This is a genomic window from Mucilaginibacter gynuensis, assembly GCF_039541195.1.
GTDB lineage: Bacteria > Bacteroidota > Bacteroidia > Sphingobacteriales > Sphingobacteriaceae > Mucilaginibacter > Mucilaginibacter gynuensis.
This window is the reverse complement of the sequence record NZ_BAABFT010000002.1, coordinates 151,966-174,238: the sequence shown is the minus strand read 5'-3', so window position 1 is coordinate 174,238 and position 22,273 is coordinate 151,966. Positions and strand designations below refer to the sequence as shown.

17 protein-coding genes are annotated in these 22,273 nt (G+C 43.3%); 13 read left to right on the top strand and 4 right to left on the bottom strand.

The annotated features are described in order from the left end of the window. Nucleotides 1–24 precede the first annotated feature (24 nt). Together ABD894_RS04080 and ABD894_RS04075 are read left to right on the top strand one after the other, a co-directional pair. On the top strand, nucleotides 25–900 hold the full coding sequence (locus tag ABD894_RS04080) for an ABC transporter ATP-binding protein (RefSeq protein ID WP_345209717.1): 876 nt from the start codon (nucleotides 25–27) through the stop codon (nucleotides 898–900). 1 nt (nucleotide 901) lies between these two features. Further along, nucleotides 902–4,414 (top strand): ABC transporter permease/M1 family aminopeptidase, encoded by a 3,513-nt coding sequence (locus ABD894_RS04075; RefSeq protein WP_345209716.1) that lies wholly within the window; start codon nucleotides 902–904, stop codon nucleotides 4,412–4,414. A gap of 253 nt (nucleotides 4,415–4,667) precedes the next feature. Here ABD894_RS04075 and ABD894_RS04070 read toward each other — a convergent pair whose 3' ends face one another. Continuing rightward, nucleotides 4,668–5,033 (bottom strand): SnoaL-like domain-containing protein, encoded by a 366-nt coding sequence (locus ABD894_RS04070; protein ID WP_345209715.1) that lies wholly within the window; start codon nucleotides 5,031–5,033, stop codon nucleotides 4,668–4,670. Between the two features lie 124 nt (nucleotides 5,034–5,157). Between ABD894_RS04070 and ABD894_RS04065 the strand changes: the two genes are divergently transcribed. The 3 genes from ABD894_RS04065 to ABD894_RS04055 all read left to right on the top strand — a co-directional run bounded on the left by ABD894_RS04065 (nucleotide 5,158) and on the right by ABD894_RS04055 (nucleotide 8,215). Then, on the top strand, nucleotides 5,158–6,069 hold the full coding sequence (locus ABD894_RS04065) for an AraC family transcriptional regulator (RefSeq protein WP_345209714.1): 912 nt from the start codon (nucleotides 5,158–5,160) through the stop codon (nucleotides 6,067–6,069). 226 nt (nucleotides 6,070–6,295) lie between these two features. Next, nucleotides 6,296–7,210 (top strand): NAD(P)H-binding protein, encoded by a 915-nt coding sequence (locus tag ABD894_RS04060; RefSeq protein ID WP_345209713.1) that lies wholly within the window; start codon nucleotides 6,296–6,298, stop codon nucleotides 7,208–7,210. Nucleotides 7,211–7,300: 90 nt separating this feature from the next. Continuing rightward, nucleotides 7,301–8,215, top strand: coding sequence for a helix-turn-helix domain-containing protein (locus ABD894_RS04055; protein ID WP_345209712.1), 915 nt, complete (start codon nucleotides 7,301–7,303; stop codon nucleotides 8,213–8,215). A 2-nt stretch (nucleotides 8,216–8,217) separates the two neighbouring features. On the opposite strand, the gene ABD894_RS04050 is transcribed toward ABD894_RS04055, so the two are convergent. Next, nucleotides 8,218–8,604: a winged helix-turn-helix transcriptional regulator gene (locus ABD894_RS04050; protein ID WP_345209711.1), complete on the bottom strand. Its 387-nt coding sequence runs from the start codon at nucleotides 8,602–8,604 to the stop codon at nucleotides 8,218–8,220. Nucleotides 8,605–8,720: 116 nt separating this feature from the next. Here ABD894_RS04050 and ABD894_RS04045 point away from each other — a divergent pair, with 116 nt between their 5' ends. Then, nucleotides 8,721–9,425: a nitroreductase family protein gene (locus tag ABD894_RS04045; protein ID WP_345209710.1), complete on the top strand. Its 705-nt coding sequence runs from the start codon at nucleotides 8,721–8,723 to the stop codon at nucleotides 9,423–9,425. A gap of 145 nt (nucleotides 9,426–9,570) precedes the next feature. Here ABD894_RS04045 and ABD894_RS04040 read toward each other — a convergent pair whose 3' ends face one another. Both ABD894_RS04040 and ABD894_RS04035 read right to left on the bottom strand, forming a co-directional pair. Continuing rightward, nucleotides 9,571–10,596, bottom strand: coding sequence for an LLM class flavin-dependent oxidoreductase (locus ABD894_RS04040; RefSeq protein ID WP_345209709.1), 1,026 nt, complete (start codon nucleotides 10,594–10,596; stop codon nucleotides 9,571–9,573). A gap of 99 nt (nucleotides 10,597–10,695) precedes the next feature. Next, the gene (locus tag ABD894_RS04035) at nucleotides 10,696–12,255 is read right to left on the bottom strand and encodes a DHA2 family efflux MFS transporter permease subunit (RefSeq protein WP_345209708.1); all 1,560 of its coding nucleotides are present in this window, start codon (nucleotides 12,253–12,255) and stop codon (nucleotides 10,696–10,698) included. A 138-nt stretch (nucleotides 12,256–12,393) separates the two neighbouring features. On the opposite strand from ABD894_RS04035, the gene ABD894_RS04030 reads away from it, so the two are divergent. From ABD894_RS04030 to ABD894_RS04000, 7 genes are all read left to right on the top strand, one after another. Continuing rightward, nucleotides 12,394–13,302, top strand: a complete 909-nt coding sequence (locus tag ABD894_RS04030; protein ID WP_345209707.1) for a helix-turn-helix domain-containing protein — start codon at nucleotides 12,394–12,396, stop codon at nucleotides 13,300–13,302. A 107-nt stretch (nucleotides 13,303–13,409) separates the two neighbouring features. Further along, complete coding sequence (locus ABD894_RS04025; protein ID WP_345209706.1) at nucleotides 13,410–14,048, top strand: 3-keto-disaccharide hydrolase; 639 nt, start codon at nucleotides 13,410–13,412, stop codon at nucleotides 14,046–14,048. Between the two features lie 378 nt (nucleotides 14,049–14,426). Beyond that, nucleotides 14,427–14,996: an RNA polymerase sigma-70 factor gene (locus ABD894_RS04020; protein ID WP_345209705.1), complete on the top strand. Its 570-nt coding sequence runs from the start codon at nucleotides 14,427–14,429 to the stop codon at nucleotides 14,994–14,996. 120 nt (nucleotides 14,997–15,116) lie between these two features. Beyond that, nucleotides 15,117–16,211, top strand: coding sequence for a FecR family protein (locus ABD894_RS04015; protein WP_345209704.1), 1,095 nt, complete (start codon nucleotides 15,117–15,119; stop codon nucleotides 16,209–16,211). A gap of 219 nt (nucleotides 16,212–16,430) precedes the next feature. After that, nucleotides 16,431–19,817: a SusC/RagA family TonB-linked outer membrane protein gene (locus tag ABD894_RS04010; RefSeq protein ID WP_345209703.1), complete on the top strand. Its 3,387-nt coding sequence runs from the start codon at nucleotides 16,431–16,433 to the stop codon at nucleotides 19,815–19,817. 12 nt (nucleotides 19,818–19,829) lie between these two features. After that, complete coding sequence (locus ABD894_RS04005) at nucleotides 19,830–21,248, top strand: RagB/SusD family nutrient uptake outer membrane protein (RefSeq protein ID WP_345209702.1); 1,419 nt, start codon at nucleotides 19,830–19,832, stop codon at nucleotides 21,246–21,248. Nucleotides 21,249–21,338: 90 nt separating this feature from the next. After that, entirely contained in the window at nucleotides 21,339–22,271 is a 933-nt protein-coding gene (locus ABD894_RS04000) for an ABC transporter ATP-binding protein (RefSeq protein WP_345209701.1), read from the top strand. Nucleotides 22,272–22,273 lie beyond the last annotated feature (2 nt).

Below are 22,273 nucleotides of genomic sequence, written 5' to 3'. Positions count from 1 at the left end.
TGTATTGTCTAAAAAACACACCTGATGAATACTTTAAAGATTGATAAGCTGACTAAAACTTACGCCAACGGCGTAAAGGCCATGCAAAATATTTCGCTGGAGATTGGCAACGGCATTTTTGGACTGCTCGGCCCTAATGGTGCCGGAAAGTCGACGCTAATGCGCACCATTGCCGGCTTGCAACAACCCGACAGCGGGCAGATCATTTTTAACGGTGCCGATGTAGTGGCAGAGCCTGTTTTAATCAAACAACACCTTGGCTATCTGCCGCAGGATTTTGGCGTGTACCCTAAAGTGAGCGCTTACGATTTGTTAGAACACCTGGCCGTTTTAAAAGGCATTACATCTGCCAAAGAACGAAAGGAACAAATATTGGCCCTGCTTGAAAAGACCAATCTGTACGCACATCGTAATAAGGCGGTAAGTTCTTATTCGGGCGGGATGCGGCAGCGTTTCGGCGTTGCGCAGGCCTTGCTGGGCAATCCCCATATCATTATTGTTGACGAGCCTACAGCAGGCCTCGACCCCGAAGAACGTAACCGGTTCAATAATCTGCTTAGTGAGATTGGCGAACAGGTGATCATCATTCTTTCGACTCATCTGGTTGAGGATGTACACAACCTATGCACTCAAATGGCCATTATTAATAAGGGAAGCCTTTTAGCTTACGGTGAGCCCGATACATTCATCAATCAGCTGGAAGGACGCATATGGAGCCAAACCATTGACCGGGCGGATCTGCCCACGTTTCGCGAGCAGTATCAGGTGATATCGGTACAATTGCACGCAGGCAGGCAAAGCATCCATGTTTACGCCGAGAATGAACCCGGCAATGGCTTTGCCCTCCGCCAACCCGACCTGGAAGATGTTTATTTCGCTCAACTTTATCACACCAAATAAGATGTTTACCGGTTTACTCAAATTCGACTGGCTGTATTTTGCCCGTAAAATAAGTTTTTACGTAGTTCTCGTATTTTTCGCGGCACTTAGTTTAATTACCGCGGCTGCCGCTAACTTCCCGTTCCCCGAGACATTTAGAAATTCGCCCTATGTGATTACTTATGTCACGGGCATCATGTCGCTTCTTTGCATATTTACAGTAACGTTGCTTGCCGCACAAAGCCTGCTGCGCGAAAAAGATTCGCGGTTCGATCTTATCCTGTATGCTACCCCCATCAATAAAATAGCTTACCTAACCAGCCGTATGACCGTCATCTTCACGGTAGCGACAATATCCTTCGCGCTGTTTATGACAGGGTTACTGTTGGGGCATCAACTTTTCAGAAGTTATGCCGATCAATATACCCACCTTCAATTGTGGAACTATGTACAGCCATTCCTGCTATTGGCAGTCCCCAATATATTGTTTTGCACAGGTATCATTTGCAGTATCGGGGCGCTCTCTAAAAACAAAATGATCATTTATATCTCCGGTCTGTTCGTGTATTTTCTGTATTGGGGGATATCGCTTTATACCAATTCGCCACTGATGGCGGGTGCCTCGCCGGTATCGCCGCAAAGTATGCAACTCATGGCCCGGCTGGATCCCTTTGGTATGGCAGCATTTTTTGAACAGACCCAATACTGGTCGGCAGAACAGCGCAACAACCAGGTACTGGCTTTACATGGTAATTTTCTGTTCAATCGCGTACTTTATACCTGTGTTGGCGGTCTGTTCATACTATTTGCTTATCACAAATTCAACTTTGCACCATCAGGCGGCAAAAGCATTAGCAGAAAACAGTCCACTACTGATTTACAAACACTTACTATCAAATACAAAACCGTAGCAACCCGCGTACGGGGAATGCAATATCTGATCAAAGCATGGTACAGTTATGTCAGGCGAAATCTGAGCTTCGTAGTCAAAAGCATCCCGTTCTGGTTACTCATCTTAGGTTGGGGATGTTTCTTAAGTATGGAATTGTATGGCGATATCGCGAGTGGCTCACGTTTTCCCGAAAAGTTCGCGACCTCAGCTTTAATGGTCACCTATATACTGGAAATGCTCCCCATAGTAGGGCTGTTGGCGATTATATTTTACGGGAGTGAGATCTTTTGGTATAGTCAAAGCACCCGGTTCGATGCTTTTGAAAACAGCAGCCCCGTTCCTAAAGGCGCAGTTTTGGTAGCGAGGTGGTGTTCCTTATCGGCTGTACCATTGCTGTTGATCGCCTCTAATATAATGATTGGCATCCTGTTCCAACTGGTATTGGGTTATCCTGATATTGATTGGCAACTTTACCTGTCGCTGTTTTACCTGATCGGTTTGCCGCTGGTCTTAAATTCGGCGCTTGTCATTTCGGTACAGGTGTTCTGTAAAAACCGTTATACTGGCCTGGCCATATCCGCCCTGTTGTTGCTGATCACCAATACTTCCCTCGGAGGTTTGGTCGGCTTGAAGAATCCATTGTTGCTTTTTGCCAATGTATATCACGGTGAATACAGTGAAATGAATGGGTTCGACCTTTTTCTGAACGCGTTCCATTACAAAATGCTGTACTGGTCTTTCGTTGCTGCCGGGATTTTTTTGATCGCTGTAAATGTTTGGAAAAAGCCCGGGAATTGGTATGTACTAAAATTCACCTCGCTTGTACTCCTAACTATTTGCTTTTCAGGCGCTTTTGTATCGGGTTATATAATTGCTGATCAAACAGTGATTAAACGCAAAGATGAACACAACAACTGGAAGCAGGCTTACGAGGAAAAGTACAAAAAATGTAACGGCCTGCCACAGCCGACCATCCTCGCAGTTACTACCAACATCAACCTTTACCCCGAAAACAACAGCTACAACGTAAATGGCACCTACACGCTGGGTAATAAAAGCAGTAAGGATATTGATAGTATATTATTATATACCGATAAAGACCTGCAATGGCAGGCCGTAACTATCCCACATGCCAGCCGTATATCGAACGATGCCGTTTATGGGCATTCCTGGTATGTGTTGAAGCGACCGCTCAAACCAGGCGATTCTACAACAATGACATTCAGTTTCAGCTACCGCGCATCTGCTTTTAACGGCTTTACGCAATTCAACGCTATATTAAAGAACGGATCGTTCCTGCGCATTAGTAATTATTACCCAAGGTTTGGCTATATAGGCGATAATGAGATAGACGATCCCACCGAACGGCATCACCGTAAATTACCGGTATCTGATATGGTTAAGCCCCTGGATGCAGGTACCGATAAGCCCTATAACTATGGATACATTGATTTGAATACTACCATCTCGACCTCAAAAATGCAAATCGCTATTAGCATTGGTGAACTAAAAAGAACCTGGCAAACAGCGGACCGTAGCTATTATCAATATAAAACACAAAAGCTTGTCCCGTTCCGTTTTGCGGTGGCTTCGGCACAGTATGACGTACGGCGGATCGACCATCGGGGTATTGCTATTGAAGCTTACTATCAACCCGGTCACCAGCAAAATATTGACCGCCTGATGAACGATGCCAAACAAGCGCTAGACTATTGCGAACAGAGCTTTGGCAAATATCGTTACCATACCATCCGTTTCGCCGAAATATCCTCATTTACCAAGGGATTTGCGGCTACAGCCTATCCCACCGCTTTTTTTATCAACGAAGATTTCGGCTTTCAAAACAAAATGGAGCATGATGCGCATCGCGATATCTTAAATGAGCAGGTTAGCCACGAGCTATCGCACACCTGGTGGGGCAACGCGCTGATCGATCCGGAATATCAACAGGGCAGCAAGCTGCTTACCGAAACACTGGCCATGTATACCGAGCTGATGTTATATAAAAAGAAATATGGGGCCGGCAACCTTTTATCCCGTGTGCAAGTACACAAAGATATTTACCTTGGCGAACGTGGTTTTGGCAGCGAAGAACCTTTGTATAAGGCCGATCCTAAAAAGCCGTATTTGTGTTATGATAAAGGTATGGTTGTCATGTACCAGTTGTATCTCCTTTTAGGCGAGAATAAAATAAACCAGGCGCTTAAAAACTTCCTGGGTAAATATGCTTATCCGCATCAGCCGCCAACATCTTTGAATCTTATTAACGAGCTTAACTTGGTCAGTAACAAAGCACAGCAAGCTAAGATTGAAGAATTGTTCAAGCAGATAGTTACTTATGACCTGCAAATAAAAAAAGCCACCATCGGTAGCTTCAAAAACAGCGGTTACTTACTAAGTATTGATGTAACTACCAAAAAATATAAAGAAGATGGTCGTGGCAATAAAGTAAGCATTCCCTTCAGGGAACCTGTAGAACTTGAAATAGCATTTGAAGATGGGAAAAAGCAAATGGTTAGTATTAGTAATATAGAACACCCGATAGTTTTAAAATGCAGACAAAAGCCTGTAAGGGTTACGGTAGACCCGAGGATGAGATTTTTAGATTTGAATATTGAGAATAACGAAAAAATGGTTAATTGATCAATTGCCAATAGCAAATTGTAAACGAAACGAGGTTACCGGTTATGCTGTTAAACTTGCGATTTATTCATTTCATTGACAATCCTACCAAAGGCAGCCACTATTGGCTGCCTTTGGTGGTAGGGGCGAAAGTCTTTTAAGCGAGGACTTCAATGCTGCCTTCGTACAAAGTAGCACCGAGATTTACGAATTTGTGTACAAAGCCTCCTGAGCCAGGTTGAATTAATTAATTCCTTTTATCAGAGAATAATATTTAGTAAAAAAAAGTCTCTGAAACTATCTTATCGTTCTTTACACCAAAAACGGCTATTTCATCAAACTTGCGGCGGTCACCATTCTTGAATGTTACTTCACGCCCCATGGCAACGCTGAAATAATCTCCGCTTATAATCGGCTCGGTACAATAAGCCCCGTGCGATTCAGCTATAGTTTCCATTCGCGCTTTTGATTTTGCTCTCACCGCCACAATGCCGGTAGTTAATGTGGCAATGCCCATGGCTGCCGCATGTTCCGGTTCTTTACAAATAATTTCAGTGCTGTACAGTTGATCGTAAATTTCCGGCGAGCGGCCGGCTCTGATCATTTCTACGTATTGATTTGCTAATTCCTGAGTTGTCATAATTTTCTGATTTCTAAGTAAATATTCTTGAGATATTATTTAATGTGACAAAGTTAAATTGATGGTGGATACGTTTGGTGATTAAAAATGTTAGATATTTGCTCATTCGTATCAAATTATTCAGATGGATGCTTTAAGTACTATATTAGAAACTACCCGCCTTCGCAGTATGGTCTATGATAAGTTCGTTGTTTCCGGGGCATGGGGTGTTGATATTACGGAGGATAATAATTCGCAATTCTGGCGATTAATTAAAGGGAAATGTATAGTTGGCCTGCCGGATAATACTCTTATTGAAATGCAGGAAGGTGACTTGGTTTATATCTCGCACGGAGGTGGGCATTGGATTGCAGACAGCCCATCAAGCTTGCGAATTCCGGCTCAAAAATATGTGAAAGCGCGTCATGATGGCATTCCTGTTTTTTCAGACAAAGGTGATACAACAACCCTCATCGGTGGTCATTTTACTTTTGATGATCAGCCACATCCTTTTTTAAAAGACCTGCCGCGAATCATCCACATTAAACAATATGAAACTGAAAATCAGTTATTGTTAGGTCAGCTGTTACGCTCGATATTTTCAGAATTAAATGAGGAAAAACCGGGAACTAAACTTATGCTGAAATGTTTGGCAGAAATAGCCTTCGTTAACATTATAAGAGCTTACCTGGAACAGGATAAACTGAAAAACGGCTTTATATCTGCTTTAAATGACCGTCAGATCAGTAAGTCACTAAAATTGATGCAGGATTCACCGGAAATTGACTGGACCTTACAATCTCTTGCTTCGGAAGTGGGTATGTCGAGGTCGGTTTTTTTCAATCGCTTTAAAAAACTTGTAGGGGAAACCCCGTTAAATTACCTGACCGATTGGAGAATAAGGAAGGCCAAAGACCTGTTGCGTACTGATAAACGAAATATAAGTGAGATAGCTCACAGCGTTGGATATTTGTCTGAAGCCGCTTTTAACCGGGTATTTAAAGCGAAAACGAATAAAACACCGGCAATGTACAGAAGAAATGAAATTGCAGATTAAGCCAATTTATATACTTTAAAATCCCACAGCATCTTAGTGCTTAATTGAGGCTGCATCTAAAAATTATCTGACATTAAGGTGTATCATAGCCTGTGCCATATACAGAGCGCCCCTCACCGATGACAGCCGAAGGGGCTATAATGAATTATGGCTACAACAATCGGCCTTTCAGTTATTTTAAACAGTGTCTTTGTAGCCAATTTTGTATCAACAAATAATCAGAATTATGAAGATCGTACTCACAGGCTCAATAAGCAATGTAGGAAAGCCGCTGACAGCGGAATTAGTAAAACAGGGACACGACGTTACTGTAATTACCAGTAAAACAGAAAGACAAAAAGATATTGTAGCATTAGGTGCAAAACCAGCAGTAGGTTCTATATTTGATGCCGATTTTTTGGCGGATACCTTTACCGGTGCTGAAATCGTATACCTGATGGAAACGCTGGATGCAGTTGGTGGCGACATGATGGATCCCACTGTCGATTTCATTGGCGGCATCAGCGAGATTGGTAACAATTACAGATCGGCCATAGAACGCTCGGGTGTTAAGCAAGTGGTTCACCTGAGCAGTATTGGCGCACATACGGATAAAGGGAATGGTTTTTTGATCTTCCATCATAATGTAGAAAGCATCCTAAAACAATTACCGGAAAACGTGTCTATCAAATTTATGCGACCGGTCGGTTTTTATACCAATTTATTCGCCTTTGTGCATACCATAAAAACAAAAGGGAAGATCATTTCCAATAATAACGGTGGCGACCGGAAAGAACCATGGGTATCGCCTTTGGATATTGCTGCCGTGATCGCTGAAGAAATGAATACGCCATTTGCAGGACGCACAGTACGCTACATAGCGAGTGACGAGGTTTCACCGAATGAGGTTGCAGCTGCATTAGGTGATGCGATAGGTCGGCCCGGTTTGAAATGGGAAGCAATTTCTGACGAAGAGCAATTAAATATTTACCTGAAGATTGGCTTCAACCCGCAGATTGCCAAAGGTTTTGTAGAAATGCAGGCCAGCCAGGGCAGTGGCCTCCTATATGAGGATTATTACCAGCACAAGCCGGTATTAGGTAAAGTGAAACTTGCCGATTTTGCGCGTGATTTTGCCGCAGCTTACCAGCAGGAACAATAAAAACCTCACACTGTTTATTGGTGAATAAAAAGGATTTGCTTTCAATCCTTTTTATTCACCAATTTTACCCGTAACGATTATATATCTATAATGGCGACCATACAAAGAATCAAAACAATCAGTGAATTTCACCGTACACGTGACCTGCCACCGCCGGAGCATCCGCTGATCAGTGTGGTAAATTTTGCGGATGTGAGGTTAACTCAAGATCATCAGGGTAACAGTTGGGTGTATGATTTTTACTCCATATCACTTAAAAGAAACATTGGAGGCAAAATTAAATACGGGCAGCAGGAATATGATTTTGACGAAGGGATCATGTTCTTCATTGCGCCGGGGCAGGTTTTTAGTATTGAAAGGGATGCGGAAGTAAAAGGAGAGCGGTCGGGCTGGATGTTGATGATCCATCCGGATTTCTTTTGGAATACGTCGCTTGCCAAAAGCATTAAACAGTATGAGTATTTTGGCTATACCACCCATGAGGCCTTGTTCGTTTCCAAAAAGGAAGAAGATACGTTGAAAGGTATCATTGAAAATATAACACAGGAGTATCACGCTAACATCGATAAGTACAGCCAGAACATCATTATATCGCAGATAGAAACATTGCTGAATTACTCGGAGCGTTTTTATAACCGACAGTTCCTTACACGCAAAAAGGCTAATCATCTGCTATTGGATAATCTGGAAGAAAAACTAACAGACTATTTTAACAGCGGCGAAGTAACCCGCAAAGGCCTGCCTTCTGTTCAGGATATCGCTGATGCATTAAACGCATCCCCCAAATACCTGAGCAGTGTTTTAAAAGTGCTTACCGGGCAAACGGCACAGCAACATATTCATGAAAAGCTGTTAGAAAAAGCCAAAGAGAAGCTAACAACCTCGGAGCTATCGGTGAGCGAGATTGCTTATGAACTGGGCTTCGAGCATCCGCAGTCGTTCAGCAAGTTGTTTAAAACAAAAACCGGATTTTCACCACTGCAATTCAGGGCATCTTTTAATTAAGATTAATCATCTTGTAACTGATCTGCCTTTAATGAACATCTAAAACGGTCACGATGTTGCAAACCCCATTCAGCAATACTATCCGATAAGTCCCTTAATGACATACCGTATTCTGAGACACTGTAGGTGACAGCCGGAGGTTTTGTTGCAGTAACAGTTCGTATGATCAACCCATTTGTTTCCAGGTCTTTCAACTCACGGCTGAGCACCTTGCCGGATAGCGCTTCAATATCTTTTAATATTTCAGAATATCGCATAGGCTTGTAAGAAAGTCTGGCAAGTATGGACAGTTTCCATTTGCCGCTTAATAATTCCATCGTATCGTCGATAGCCCTGATCTTTTTAGCGCAATCCTCAAAAGGAGGAAGGCCTTTAGGTATGTTCTCCATGGTTACCTGGTTACTTAATTGTCACTTTGGTGACTCAGTTGTCACCATTACTTTTTGTCACAAAGTTACTTTTTAATACTCGTGTGGTCTAAATTTGTCAAAAAAAATATTTAGACATGAGTTTATTAGATGATTTACAGTGGCGATACGCCACCAAAAAAATGAACGGACAAACAATCCCGGAAGAAAAATTGGATTATATTTTAGAAGCCGCTCGCCTGGCGCCGTCATCTTCGGGGCTGCAACAGTATAAGATCTTAGTAATCTCAGATAGGGCATTGCTGGAGAAAATAAAACTTGTTTCTTATGATCAAAGTCAAATTACGGATTGTTCCCATTTGCTTGTTTTTGCCGCATGGGACGGTTATTCGGACGAACGGATATCGAGTGTATTTAATTATATTATGGATGAACGAGGTTTGCCACACCAAACGATGGACGGTTACAAGCAGGTTATCCTCGATCTTTATGAACGCTCCGGAGAGGCCTGGCAGGCCCACCATGCTGCAAAACAAAGTTATATTTCTTTTGCCATGGCTATTGCCGCCGCGGCCGAACAAAAAATAGATGCGACACCAATAGAAGGCTTTTTGCCTGAAAAACTGGACGAGCTCTTGAACTTAACAGGATCGGGCTACAAAAGTACCGTCATATTACCCTTAGGTTATCGCGAAACGGAAAATGATTGGCTGGTAAATATGAAAAAGGTTCGCACGCCTAAAGACGCGTTCATTACCCACATCACTTTAGCTGATGCTTCATCTTCTGTAGAATTGCCCACCCCAATGAACCTCGATTCATTTGTTCAAAAATCTGAATAAAGAGTGTTGAGTAAAAGCGCCCCTGTTTTACCTAATTGCAAGTCGTGCTGTCTGTCAATGATAGTTCGCATGTAAAAAGTTTACGAAAGCGCGTGCGACATATTTTACCAAAGAATACAGGAGGCCTCCTGTATTCTTTGGTAAGTTACTTTTTAGCAGAATTTACCAGCTGGATAACTTTTTCGCCAATGAGTTGAATTGAACGCATCAACTGCTCATGCGTGAGCCCGGCATTGTCCATCTGGAAGGTGAACCGGTCTACACCGCCTAATGCTTCGCTATGGTGCAGTAGCTTTTCTGCCACGCGCTCTGGCCCGCCCACAACCAGCACTCCCTCGGGGCCTACGAGCTGGTCGAATTGCGGCCGGGTTACAGCTGGCCAGCCACGCTCGCGTCCCAGCCTGGTCCAAAGTTCGGCATAGCCAGGGTAATATTCAGCAACGGCTTTTTCATTATCATCGCTTACAAAACCAGGTGAATGGAGGCCTACTTTTAACTGGTTCGCGGTGAAACCCGCGCGCTCACCGGCTTCCCGGTACAAATCTACCAGCGGTTTGAAACGGCGTGTGTTTCCGCCAATAATGGCAACCATTAAAGGTAAACCCAGTGTGCCTGCCCGCGCGAACGATTCCGGCGTGCCACCTACACCCAGCCAGATGGGCATTTTCTCCTGTACCGGCCTTGGGTAAACCGGTTGGTTATCCAGCGCCGCACGGAACTTGCCGCGCCAGGTAACAAATTCCTCATCACGGATTTTTAACAGTAGGTCCAGCTTTTCCCTGAACAAAGCGTCATAATCATTCAGATCGAAACCGAACAGGGGATAAGCCTCTATGGAAGAACCCCGGCCAACTACCATTTCGGCCCGGCCCTTGGAGATGAGATCAAGTGTGGCGAAGCTTTGAAAAACCCGGACCGGATCGGCCGCGCTGAGTACCGTAACGGCGCTGGTTAGCCTGATGTTTTTGGTTTGTGCAGCGGCTGCAGCCAAAATTACTGCGGTTGATGAATCGAGGAACGACTTTTTATGGTGTTCACCAATACCAAAAACGTGCAGCCCGACTTTATCAGCCAAAGCGATGCGTTCCAGTAACTGTTCCATCGCCGCCACGGGCGTAAGCGCATTTGAACCATACAGGGCAGATGCAAAACTATCTATACCGATTTCCATGTGTGCAAGTTCAGGCAGAAAACGATAACATTCAAGCAGCGAAATGTAAACTTTTCAAAATTAGTGATGAATGCCCGGTGAATCGCTCAGTCTGCCTGATTAGTGTGCATCCGGTATTTCCACCTTCCCGGCTTTTACGGTCGCCCTTTTCTTAATGGTGAGTATAACCAGCGGAATGCAACAGGCGTTTAGGATAGCCAGCAAGAAAAACGCGTCCATATAACTAAGCAAAAAAGTTTGACGCACAACGATATTCTCCAATGCCCCAAGGGATTGCTGTAAGGCGCGCAAATAGGTTGCCCCATGTGCCATCAAATTACTGATAAACGATTGCTGACGCTGAATAGTTAAAGGATCACTTGCTGTTACATGTGCTATGAGTGCTGTGCGGTTTGCCGCTTCGCGATGCGCGATGTAGGTATTGATTAAAGCGATACCGAAAGAGCCGCCCATTTGCCGCATCATATTATTGAGCGCGGCTCCCTGCGGAATCTCGGCAGGTTTAAGCTCAGACACGGCCAGCGCGGTAAGCGGAACGATCAGCAAGGCAGCACCCAATCCGCGAAATATTAAAGGAATAAAAAAGTAAGCGCCCCCGGTTTGCAGGTTTGATTTAGACATCATATAGCCGAATATTGCCGACATGCCAAAACCCAAAATGATCAAATATTGCGGGCGTACACCGCTTTGCAGCATCTTGCCCAAAAAAGGGGAGATCATAGCTGCCATGAGCGTGCCCGGCAAAAGCATTGTACCTGTTTGAAAGGCCGAGTAGCCGATAATGCGCTGAGCATACAACGGAAATACGAATACCGCACTAAATAAGCCAAAACCCAGCACAAAGGTCATGATAGCGGAAATAGACAATGTGGCGCTTTTTAGTACCCGCAGATTGATCACAGGGTGGGGCGCTTTTAATTGCCACCAAACCAAAAGGCTTAATGCCAATACAGAAACAATGGTCAATACAACGATATAATTGGCCGCGAACCAATCATCCGTTTGCCCGCGCTCCAGTACAATCTGCAAGGTGCCAACACCTACTGCCAAAAGAAATATTCCCAGCCAGTCGATAGATCTGCCATCGTCTGATCTTTTTGTTGGCTTGAGGTAGATGTATGATAAGAGTGCAGCCAACAGCCCGATAGGGATGTTAACGTAAAAGATCCATTGCCAGGATAAATTATCAACAATGTAACCACCCATTACCGGCCCTATTGACGGGCCAATAATAATACCCAGGCTGAAGATGCCGCTCGCGGTAGCGCGTTCTTTTGGGGGGAAGGTTTCAAACAAGATAGATTGGGAAGTGGATAATAAAGCACCGCCGCCGATGCCCTGTAAAAAACGAAAGGCCACCAGTTCCCAGAGATTATGCGAAAAACCGCAGAAGGCAGATGCCAGCGTAAACAATAAGATAGAGCCAATATAGTATTGCTTTCGCCCTATTTTATCCGCCAAAAAACTGGTCATCGGGATGATGATCACATTGGCGATGGCATAAGAGGTAATAACCCAGGCGGTATCTTCCAGTGATGCGCCGAGGTTGCCGCTCATGGTATTGATTGATACGTTAACAATGGTGGTATCGATCAGTTCGATGATCGTTGAAGTAATAATGGTGACCACAATGATCCATTTTCGAAAGCCGGTTTCCATAACGCAAATGTAGGTTCGTACAGCTATCGGTCACTTATACTATTCAAGCGGAAATTTATAAAAATCAAACATGAAACTTACGAATAATCAGATAAATGTAATTTGTGTTATAATAATCAAATACCTTAACTTTGCTTAATGCAGCATCTGGAAACATTAGAGGAGTTTTATAAGCGACACCCGGTGCCCAACCAGGCTATCTTTTCGGAGGACAATACCGGGCAGGGGCATTTCAATGTTTTTCTGCGGAAACCATGCAAAACCCGGACCCCGTTCAGCAGGCGCGATTTTTACAAGATCGCTTTGGTGATTGGCAAAGGTAAAATGATCTACGCGGATAACGAGGTTATTATTGATCGCCCGGCTTTGGTTTTTTCCAGCCCCTCTGTTACGTCTGCCTGGGAATCCGGAGGCGGGCCGCAGGAAGGTTGTTTTTGCCTCTTTACCCAGGCATTTATTGAACAGCAGGAACACCAGAGCCCGTTACAGGATTATGTCCTTTTTAAGACAGGTAGCAGTCATATTGTTTTTTTAAGTGAAATGCAGCTGACATTTGTTTCGGCATTAATGAAAAAGATGATGGAAGAAATGAATTCCGATTACTTGGGTAAGTACGATCTGCTGCGCAACTACCTGCATATCCTGATGCATGAGGCGCTTAAGAAATCGCCGGTAAGCGCTGATAATAAAATCAATAGTGCTTCCGAGCGGATAACAGCCTTGTTCCTGGATCTGCTGGAAAGACAGTTTCCTATCGATTCGCCCGAACAATCCTTAAAATTGACGGCAGCGCACCATTATGCCCAGGCTTTGGCGGTACATACCAATCACCTTAATCGCGCGGTTAAAGAAGTTACCGGCCGAACGACAACCAGCCATATTACCGAACGTGTATTGAAAGAGGCCAACGCGCTGCTTAAACATACCGACTGGAGTATATCGCAGATAGCAGGCGGCCTTGGTTTTGATGAACCCGCCTATTTTACTACTTTTTTTAAGAAACATAATGGTTCAACCCCTGTGCAGGCACGGGTGGGTGATAGCTAAAATGGGTTTAACAACGGCAAAGCGAATGCTGTTGAACATCTATAAAAACATCTGTATGGAATTGTACATGAATAACGTTATTTTCACTGCATAAAAATATCAATCAAATGAAAAGACTAATTGCACCTGTTGCCATTGCGCTAATGTTACTATCCTGCTCCAGTATAAAGAAGCAACACTCGGATGGCTGGATAAGCCTATTTGATGGGAAAACACTGAATGGCTGGAAAAAGAACCAAAACCCGCAAACATTTAGCGTAGAAAACGGTGCAATAAAAGTTGCCGGCCCCATCTCACATTTATTTTATGCAGGTTCGGTAAACGACGCCAATTTCAAAAACTTTGAATTTAAAGCACAGGTGATGACCAAACCGAACGCCAATTCCGGAATTTATTTTCACACGGCTTTTCAGCAGGAAGGCTTTCCTGAAAAAGGATATGAGGTACAAGTGAATAATTCGCACAGCGACTGGCGACGAACCGGAAGTTTATACGGCGTTAAAGATGTAAAGGAAACCTATGTGAAAGACAATGAATGGTACGAAGAGTACATCATGGTTCAGGGTAAGAATGTAACCATCAAAATTAACGGAAAAACAGTTGTGGAGTATACTGAACCCGAAAATGTAGGTAAAGAAAATGCAGGTGGCCGGGCAATATCAAGCGGCACTTTCGCATTACAGGGCCATGACCCGGGCAGCGTGGTGTATTATAAAGATATTATGGTAAAGCCTTTGCCTAATTAATAATCAATTACCTTATTGGAGTATAAACATGACAGGTGTTGAAAAAATCACTTGTCATCCCGAACTTAGCGAGAGATCTTCTTCACCATGCATGTTTACGATTTGCTTGACGAAGAAGATTTTTCGCTATCGCTCAAAAGCGTAGTTTCTCCTCGTTCGAAAGGGCAATAATTTGATCTTCCCAACACCTGACCTGTGCCGGTTTGTGCAATGTGGAAGCGGAGTTATGCCACGAGGTCAATAATGTCCCTAATTTCTTTTTGAACGCAGAGTTGGCCCGATATTCAATTAAACACAGTTAATGCCATAATAGAATAATTATAATACTGGCGATTATCAATTTTAATTTAATATCAATTTTTTGTAAATTACGCCAGCATGTCAGTTTATACCCCGCCTTCTGATCTGGAATTACTTGCCCGCCTGGGGGAGGATGATCGCGGTGCATTCAGTGAACTTTATAACCGTTATTGGCGATCGATGTATCAATCGGCATGGAACGTTCTTCGTGATCAGGAAGCGTGCATGGAGGTTACCCAGGAGGTTTTTGTATGGTTGTGGGATCATAGAAAAGGACTGAAAGTCAATTCGTTACCATCGTATTTAAAGGCTGCCGTTAAATATAAAGTTACCGATGTACTACGCGCCAACAAAGTACGGGAAGCTTGCTTCGTTAATTTGGATGAATTAGATATTGCAAATTTATCCTTTGATGAAGATCCACTGGAAATTAAAGAACTGAAGTTAGTAATTGCAGAAATGAGCGCGAAATTACCCCCGCGCGCACGGATGATTTTCGAATTAAGCAGAAATGAGCAGCTTTCCAACCGGGAAATTGCTCAAAAATTAGGCATATCTGAAAAAACAGTTGAAAATCAAATTACTATTGCATTAAAAAAACTCAGATTAGCTCTTGGGAGTTTTTCTGCATGGCTTTTTTTTCTATAAAACACGTCCATCCTCAACCTTTTCGATTTTTTTTAAAATATTTCTAAAATTCTTTTGGGGGGTAGCTGCTCTTTTTTCGCCTTACAGTTGAAAGCGGTTTAAGATCCGCAAAAAAAGGAAATGACAAAAGAAGATTTCTTAGCAATTGTTGAACGTGTAAGAGACGGCAGTGCCAGTCATCAGGACATCCGTCTGTATAACGCCTGGTTCAGTAAATTTCAATCAGTAAACGAATGGGATGCTGAACAAGGAGATGCCGAGACGGTTAAGAACTTAATTGAGCGCAGGATCAACGATAAAATTACCACACATGTTACCGGAAATTCCACCAGGCCATTATGGACAAAGTTTACCGTAGCTGCTTCAATTATTCTGTGTATATCCTTTGGCGGTTATTATTTAATGCAAAAGCAGCAATTCGGCCAATCTAATTATAAAAATGATGTGGCTCCCGGCCATAGCCAGGCAACGTTAACTTTAGCAAACGGGCAAAAAATATTATTAACAAAAGGATTGCATAAACAGCTGGCACAAGGAAATACCACCATACAAATCAACAACGGAATTACTTACGCAAATGGCATAAGTAATAAAGCAGCAGCAGCCTACAATACCTTGTCTACAGCAATTGGCGAACAATCACCCTTTCCATTGATTTTACCGGATGGTACTAAGGTTTGGTTAAATGCCCAATCATCAATAACTTTTCCTACTGCATTTTCAGGTACTGAAAGAATTGTGAAAATTACCGGTGAAGCTTTATTTGAAGTAACGCATGATGCCCGGCATCCTTTTAAAGTACAAACACAAAAGCAAACCATTGAAGATATCGGTACCATATTCAATGTAAATGCCTATACCGATGAAAAAGAAACAAGAACCACCCTTGTTGAAGGTAAGGTAAAGGTGAATAATATACTGCTGAACCCTGGTCAGCAAACCGACGGCCTTCACCTTAAAACCGTTAATACCAATAGGTACGTAGCCTGGAAAAACAATGACTTTTATTTCGAGAACGATAATATCGAAACCGTTATGAAAGAACTTTCACGATGGTATAACATCGAGGTTAAGTACGAAGGCAATGTAACCACCGAAAATTTTACCGCGCAAATCAGCCGTGGTAAAAACATCAGCTCCATATTACAAATATTAGAAAACACAAAAGGCGTGCACTTTAAAATTGAAGGGAGGAGGGTTACGGTTGTAAAATAATCTCTACAAAAAAAGAGCATAAAAAAAGTCATCTGGCGGTAACCGGATGACTTCGGAAAAGATTGCTCAAACAATTAATTAACTATTTAAGAATCGCGTTAGCCCCCTGTCTTCGAAAACTCAAAGGCGAAACGCACAACCCTGACTTAGCAAATGTACAAAATTTACTCAGAACACTTTGTGTTGCCGCCTGGCTATGCAAAAAAAATCATTTTGTTCATGAAATTAACCTCCCTGATGCTATTCCTGGCCTTTATGCAGGTAAGCGCGAGCTCGCTTGCGCAAAAGGTTACCTTGTCCGAACGAAACGCGTCACTATCTAACATATTTGAGCAGGTTCGCAAGCAAACCGGCTACGATTTCGCATACACCACTGCAACTATTGAAGCTGCTAAACTGGTAACTATCAATGTGAAAAATATGGAGGTTGGCGATGCGCTTAAAGTAATTTTCAATGGTCAACCGCTCGATTATAAAATAGACAACAAATCAGTAAGCGTAACAAAAAAAGAGCCTTCCATTTTGGCAACCCTCCAGCATAAAACAGCCAAACTACTTAACCTTGATGCTGATATCAGGGGTAAAGTTATAGATAGCCTTGGGCGGCCATTGATTGGTGCCAATGTGCGTTTTAGCACAAGCGGCATGATTTACAGCGCTATTACTGACGAAAACGGGGAGTTTAATTTTGTGGGTGTGCCGCCCAATAGCTACCTTTTAACCGCTACCTATCTGGGTTATAACAAGCTTGAAATGCTTGTGAATGTTGAGGGTGAAAATATCTTCCTCAATCTGGTTATGGAAACATTGCCTTCCGCGCTCGATCAAATACAGGTTATTGCCTATGGTACAGAGTCAAAGCGGTTTAGTGTTGGTTCTGTATTTACTGTGAATGCCGATGCTATAGGAAAACAACCGGTAACCAATCCTTTACTGGCATTACAGGGGCAGGTACCGGGGCTTTCTGTTACTGCCATGAATGGTGTACCCGGCTCAACTACTTTGGTTCAGATGCGCGGTCAAAATTCATTAGCTACCGACAGGCTTTCCTTTAAACCTTATGATCAGCCTTATTTTATTGTAGATGGCGTGCCTTTTTCTCCGCAAAATCTTAACATCAGTCAGTTGTCCAATCTGGCAAACGGGCAATCTTTTAGCGGTGGGCTCGATCAGGCTACCGGTATAGGCGCTTTCAACAATATCAATCCCGGAGATATAGAAAGCATTACCATACTTAAGGATGCGGACGCGACCGCTATATATGGTACAAAGGGCGCTCATGGTGTTATTTTGATAACCACCAAAAAAGGAAAAGCAGGTAAAACAATTGTCGACCTGAATGTAAACTCCCAGGTTAACGCCGTTGCCAGGCCGATACGCTTATTAAATACGCAGCAATATCTTCAACTCAGGAGAGATGCTTTTGCCCAGGATTCTATAACGCCTAATAACGATCCAAATGATTATTCCGGTGGATTCGCACCCGATCTTACCATTTATGATCAAAATAAATACACCAACTGGCAAAAGATCATCCAGGGAAATAGTACGCATAACACCGACATACATGCCAGCGTATCAGGCGGAAGTGCCGGTACCACGTTTATGGTTTCCGGTGGTTATACACGGTCAAATTATAATTACCCGGGTAACTTTGGCGATAAGCGATATACCTTACACAGTGCTTTAACTACAAGCTCGGCAAATAGAAAACTAAACGTTACACTGGTTACTGATTATACCTATGAGCAAAATAATTCTGCTGCCGGATATGGAAACAGCGTGTTGTTAGCGCCTAATACACCCGATTTAACAGATGGGAACGGAAAACTGGTATGGAATTATAAGGGTGTGCCTTTCTATACTAACTTTTATGCCGGTTTGTTACAAAAATCTGATCTTCAAAGTTTCAATTTCAATAGCTCTTTAAACCTTAATTACGAAATTTTAAAGGGGTTAAAAATTGGCACTACCGTGGGTTACAATCGTAATACAGGTAACGAACATTCTATCAACCCATCAACCGCGCAAAATCCAACTTATATCAATATCAGCGCGGCATTTGCCAATAACTCCGCTCAAAATATTAATATTGAACCACAAATAAATTACAATAAAACAATTGGCAAAGGCGAGCTTATTGCCCTACTGGGTGGTACTTATCAAAAAACCACCACTTATGCTTTTCAAACCCAGGCCTACGGTTACTCCAACGATGCTTTTCTTAATTCAATTAACGGCGCCAGTTCGCAAACGCCTTTTGATGTGTCGGGCCTCACCAAATATGTGGCCTTGTTTGGGCGTTTGAAATACATTCACGATCAAAAGTACATCATAGAATTTAGTGGCAGGAGGGATGGTTCCAGCAATTTTGGCCCTGGCAACCAGTTCGGTACGTTTGGATCGGTAGGAGCAGGTTGGATATTTTCGGAAGAAACCCCGTTTAAAGAAGCCCTTCCGTTCATTAGTTACGGTAAGCTCTCCGGTAGTTACGGAACAACCGGAAGCGATGCATCTGTGGGTTATAAATTTCAGGCACTATACAGCGCGTTTCCATACGGCAATACAACGCCTTTCCAGGGCATCAAACAAAACATACCTGTTAACTTATATAACCCCGATTTCAGATGGGCTACTAAAAAAGCGTTAAACATAGCTCTTGATCTTGGCTTTTTCGAAAATCGCTTCTCTGTAAATGCTACTTACTACCGCGATCGTGAAGGCAATCAACTGGTTGAATATCCATTGGCCGCGCAAGCCGGTTTTGCTACAGTGTATGAAAATCAGCCGGCGCTGGTTCAAAATAAAGGATGGGAGTTTACATTTTCATCCACCAATATAAAAGGTAAAAATTTCATCTGGACAAGCAATTTTAATATCACTTTCAACCGTAATAAACTGATTGCCTTCCCTAACCTGGAGTCGTCGTCTTATACCAACCAATACGTAATAGGCCAGCCTACTACCGTAGTATTTGGTTACCGCTATAAGGGAGTGAATCCAACCACCGGCTTATTTGAATTTTACAAAGCCGATGGAACAGCATCTTCTTCGCCCGATTACAGGCCGGTAGCTCAAGGCGGCGATATGGTGATCATCGGTAACAGGGAAACCAAATTTATGGGTGGCTTTGGTAATAATTTTACCTATAAACATTTTAGCCTGTATGTTTTCTGCCAGTTTTCAAGCAGCCTGCAACCTAATGCCATCGCGGCGCTTTATGGCAACCCACCGGGTATGGCGAGCAACCTGCCTACTTATGTGCTTGGCAAGTATTGGACAGAGCCTGGCGATACCCAGGCTACCTTGCAAAGGCTGTCAAGCAGTTACAATTCGCAATATCTTAACAGCGCTTATAAGTTTTCGCAATCATCCGGCGGCTATACCACTGATACTTACCTAAGGGTTAAAACCGCGGCGCTTTCCTATAAATTGCCCGATGCCTGGCTTGAACAGGTAAAGGTTAAGAATGCCAGTATTTTCATCAACGCGCAAAACTTGTTCACCATTACTAACTACAAATTTGGTGATCCTGAACAGCCCGGTAATTTCACCAGTTTCCCTTTACAGCGTATTGTAGCGTTTGGTTTAAATCTCAAATTTTAATAAATGATCATCATGAAAAAGATATTTTCTAATAAAAATAAAATACTGTCAGGTGGTTTATTAATTGCCCTAAGTACCCTTGTATCCTGCAAAAAATTAATTGAAATACCACTTAATCCGCCAACGCAAATTACCCGCGACCAGGTATTTGCAGATAGCGCCACAACTATTTCGGCTGTTGCTGGTGTTTATTCGTATACACCAGGTGGGCATGGTATTCCTTACAGCGATGGCCTGTTCATATCATCTACCTCGCTTTCGGGACATGAAGTAGCTTATACCAATAGTTATGGGGATAACGCGCAATTTTACAGTTATAATATTACACCGGTAAATGATGAGATTACTTCATTATGGACGGCACCTTACTCGGAGATATACCAAATCAATGACATACTTGCAGGAGTAACGGGTAATAATAACCTATCCGCTTCATTCGTAAAACAAATTACAGGTGAAATGAAAGTGGTAAGAGCTTTATGCTATTTTAATATGGTTAATATATTTGGCGGGGTGCCCCTGGTTACCACAACCGACTATAAGGTAAATGCACAGTTGCCCAGAGCGTCGACAGCAGCTGTATACACCCAAATTTTAACAGATCTGCATGATGCCGTCAAAGCTTTGCCGGTTACTTATCCTTCGTCGGGCCATGCGCGTCCTAATCTTTATACTGCGATAGCATTGCAGGCAAAAGTTAATTTGTACCGGAGCCAATGGCAGGCCGCTTATAATGAAGCCGATTCGGTAATAAATTCAGGTTTGTATGATCTCACCACCACTCCTATAAGCGATGTGTTTTTGGTGGGAAGTGCTGAGGGGATTTGGCAGGTGCCCATACAAAATCTATACGGAGGATCAGGCGATGCAAACCAATTTTTTCCTTACTCCACTGATGCAATACCTAACTACATAGTGACAGATTCCTTGCTAAACCAGTTTGAAGCAGGGGATATGCGCCTCACAAACTGGCTGGGTGTTAATGTTGTAAACGGACAGAACGTGTATTATCCCGCTAAATACAAGGATTTACAACCTACCAGCCCTGCAACAGAGTGTATGTTGCTAAGGTTTGCCGAAATGTACCTGATCCGTGCCGAAGCTGCCGCGCAACTCGGCAATCTTGAACAGGCTTTAACCGATGTAAACACCATTCGCTCCCGGGCGGGATTAGCAAGCAGCACGGTTAACGCAACATCACAAACCGCTGTACTGGCCGCTGTTAGAAAGGAAAGGCGAACGGAGTTATGTTTTGAATTTGGTAACAGGTGGTTTGATTTAAACAGAACCAGTGCTGATACCAAATACCCGGCAAACGGGCAAGCCCCGGCGGTACTGGCCAACTGGCAGGTTAATTATGCACTATACCCGTTGCCACAGGCGCAGTTGCAACTCAACTCACATCTTGTTCAAAATCCGGGCTATCATTAAGCAGTAAAACCCAATCATAAACACTTTAAAATCACCATTCGGGGTATAATTTATACCCCGGACAGGGTATCCCATTTTCAAAAAATCAATATGGAAAATTCAATTTTAAGTATTAAAAACCTATCGCACCGCTACAGTACCAGCTGGGCCATACGCGACATCAACCTGGAGATAAACCGCACCGGTATTTTAGGATTGCTTGGCTCAAACGGCGCGGGCAAATCTACCACCATGAACATCATGTGCGGTGTATTAAACCAAACTGAAGGTACCGTGCTGATTAATGGTGTTGATATACGCGAACAACCCGAACTGGCCAAACGACAGATTGGTTTCCTGCCGCAAAACCCGCCCCTATATCTCGATTTTACCGTAGATGAGTACCTCATTTATTCGGCCGAACTGCGAAAAATGGATGCCATGGCTATAAAGCCCGCGCTGGAAGAAGCAAAGGACCGCTGCGGTATATCGCATTTTAGTAACCGGTTAATCAAAAACTTATCGGGCGGTTACCGCCAGCGGGTAGGGATAGCGCAGTCTATTATTCACAAACCCAAGCTGGTGGTAATGGATGAACCCACCAACGGGCTCGACCCCAACCAGATTACCGAGGTGCGTACCCTGATCAAGGAAATTGCTGTTGAACACGCGGTGATTTTTTCATCACACGTATTGTCAGAAGTACAGATGCTGTGCAAAGAGATCAAGATGATAGCCGATGGCAAGATCGTTTTTTCTGATACCATGGATGCTTTTAACAATTACGTGGAACCACATAGTGCCTTAATGCACATGGAAAACCCGCCTCCGGCAGCCGAGCTGTTGAAAATACCCGGTGTAGACAGGGTGGATTTTGTTACCGAACGCCAGGCACGCGTTTATTTTACCGGCGACCGGGAAATTACCGAAAGGCTGGTAGCAGAAAGTGTGCATAACGGCTGGCGCTTAAGAGAGATCAACCTGGACAAAACGGCTCTTGATGAGATTTTTAAACAATTATCTACCAAAACAACGCAATCTTAATT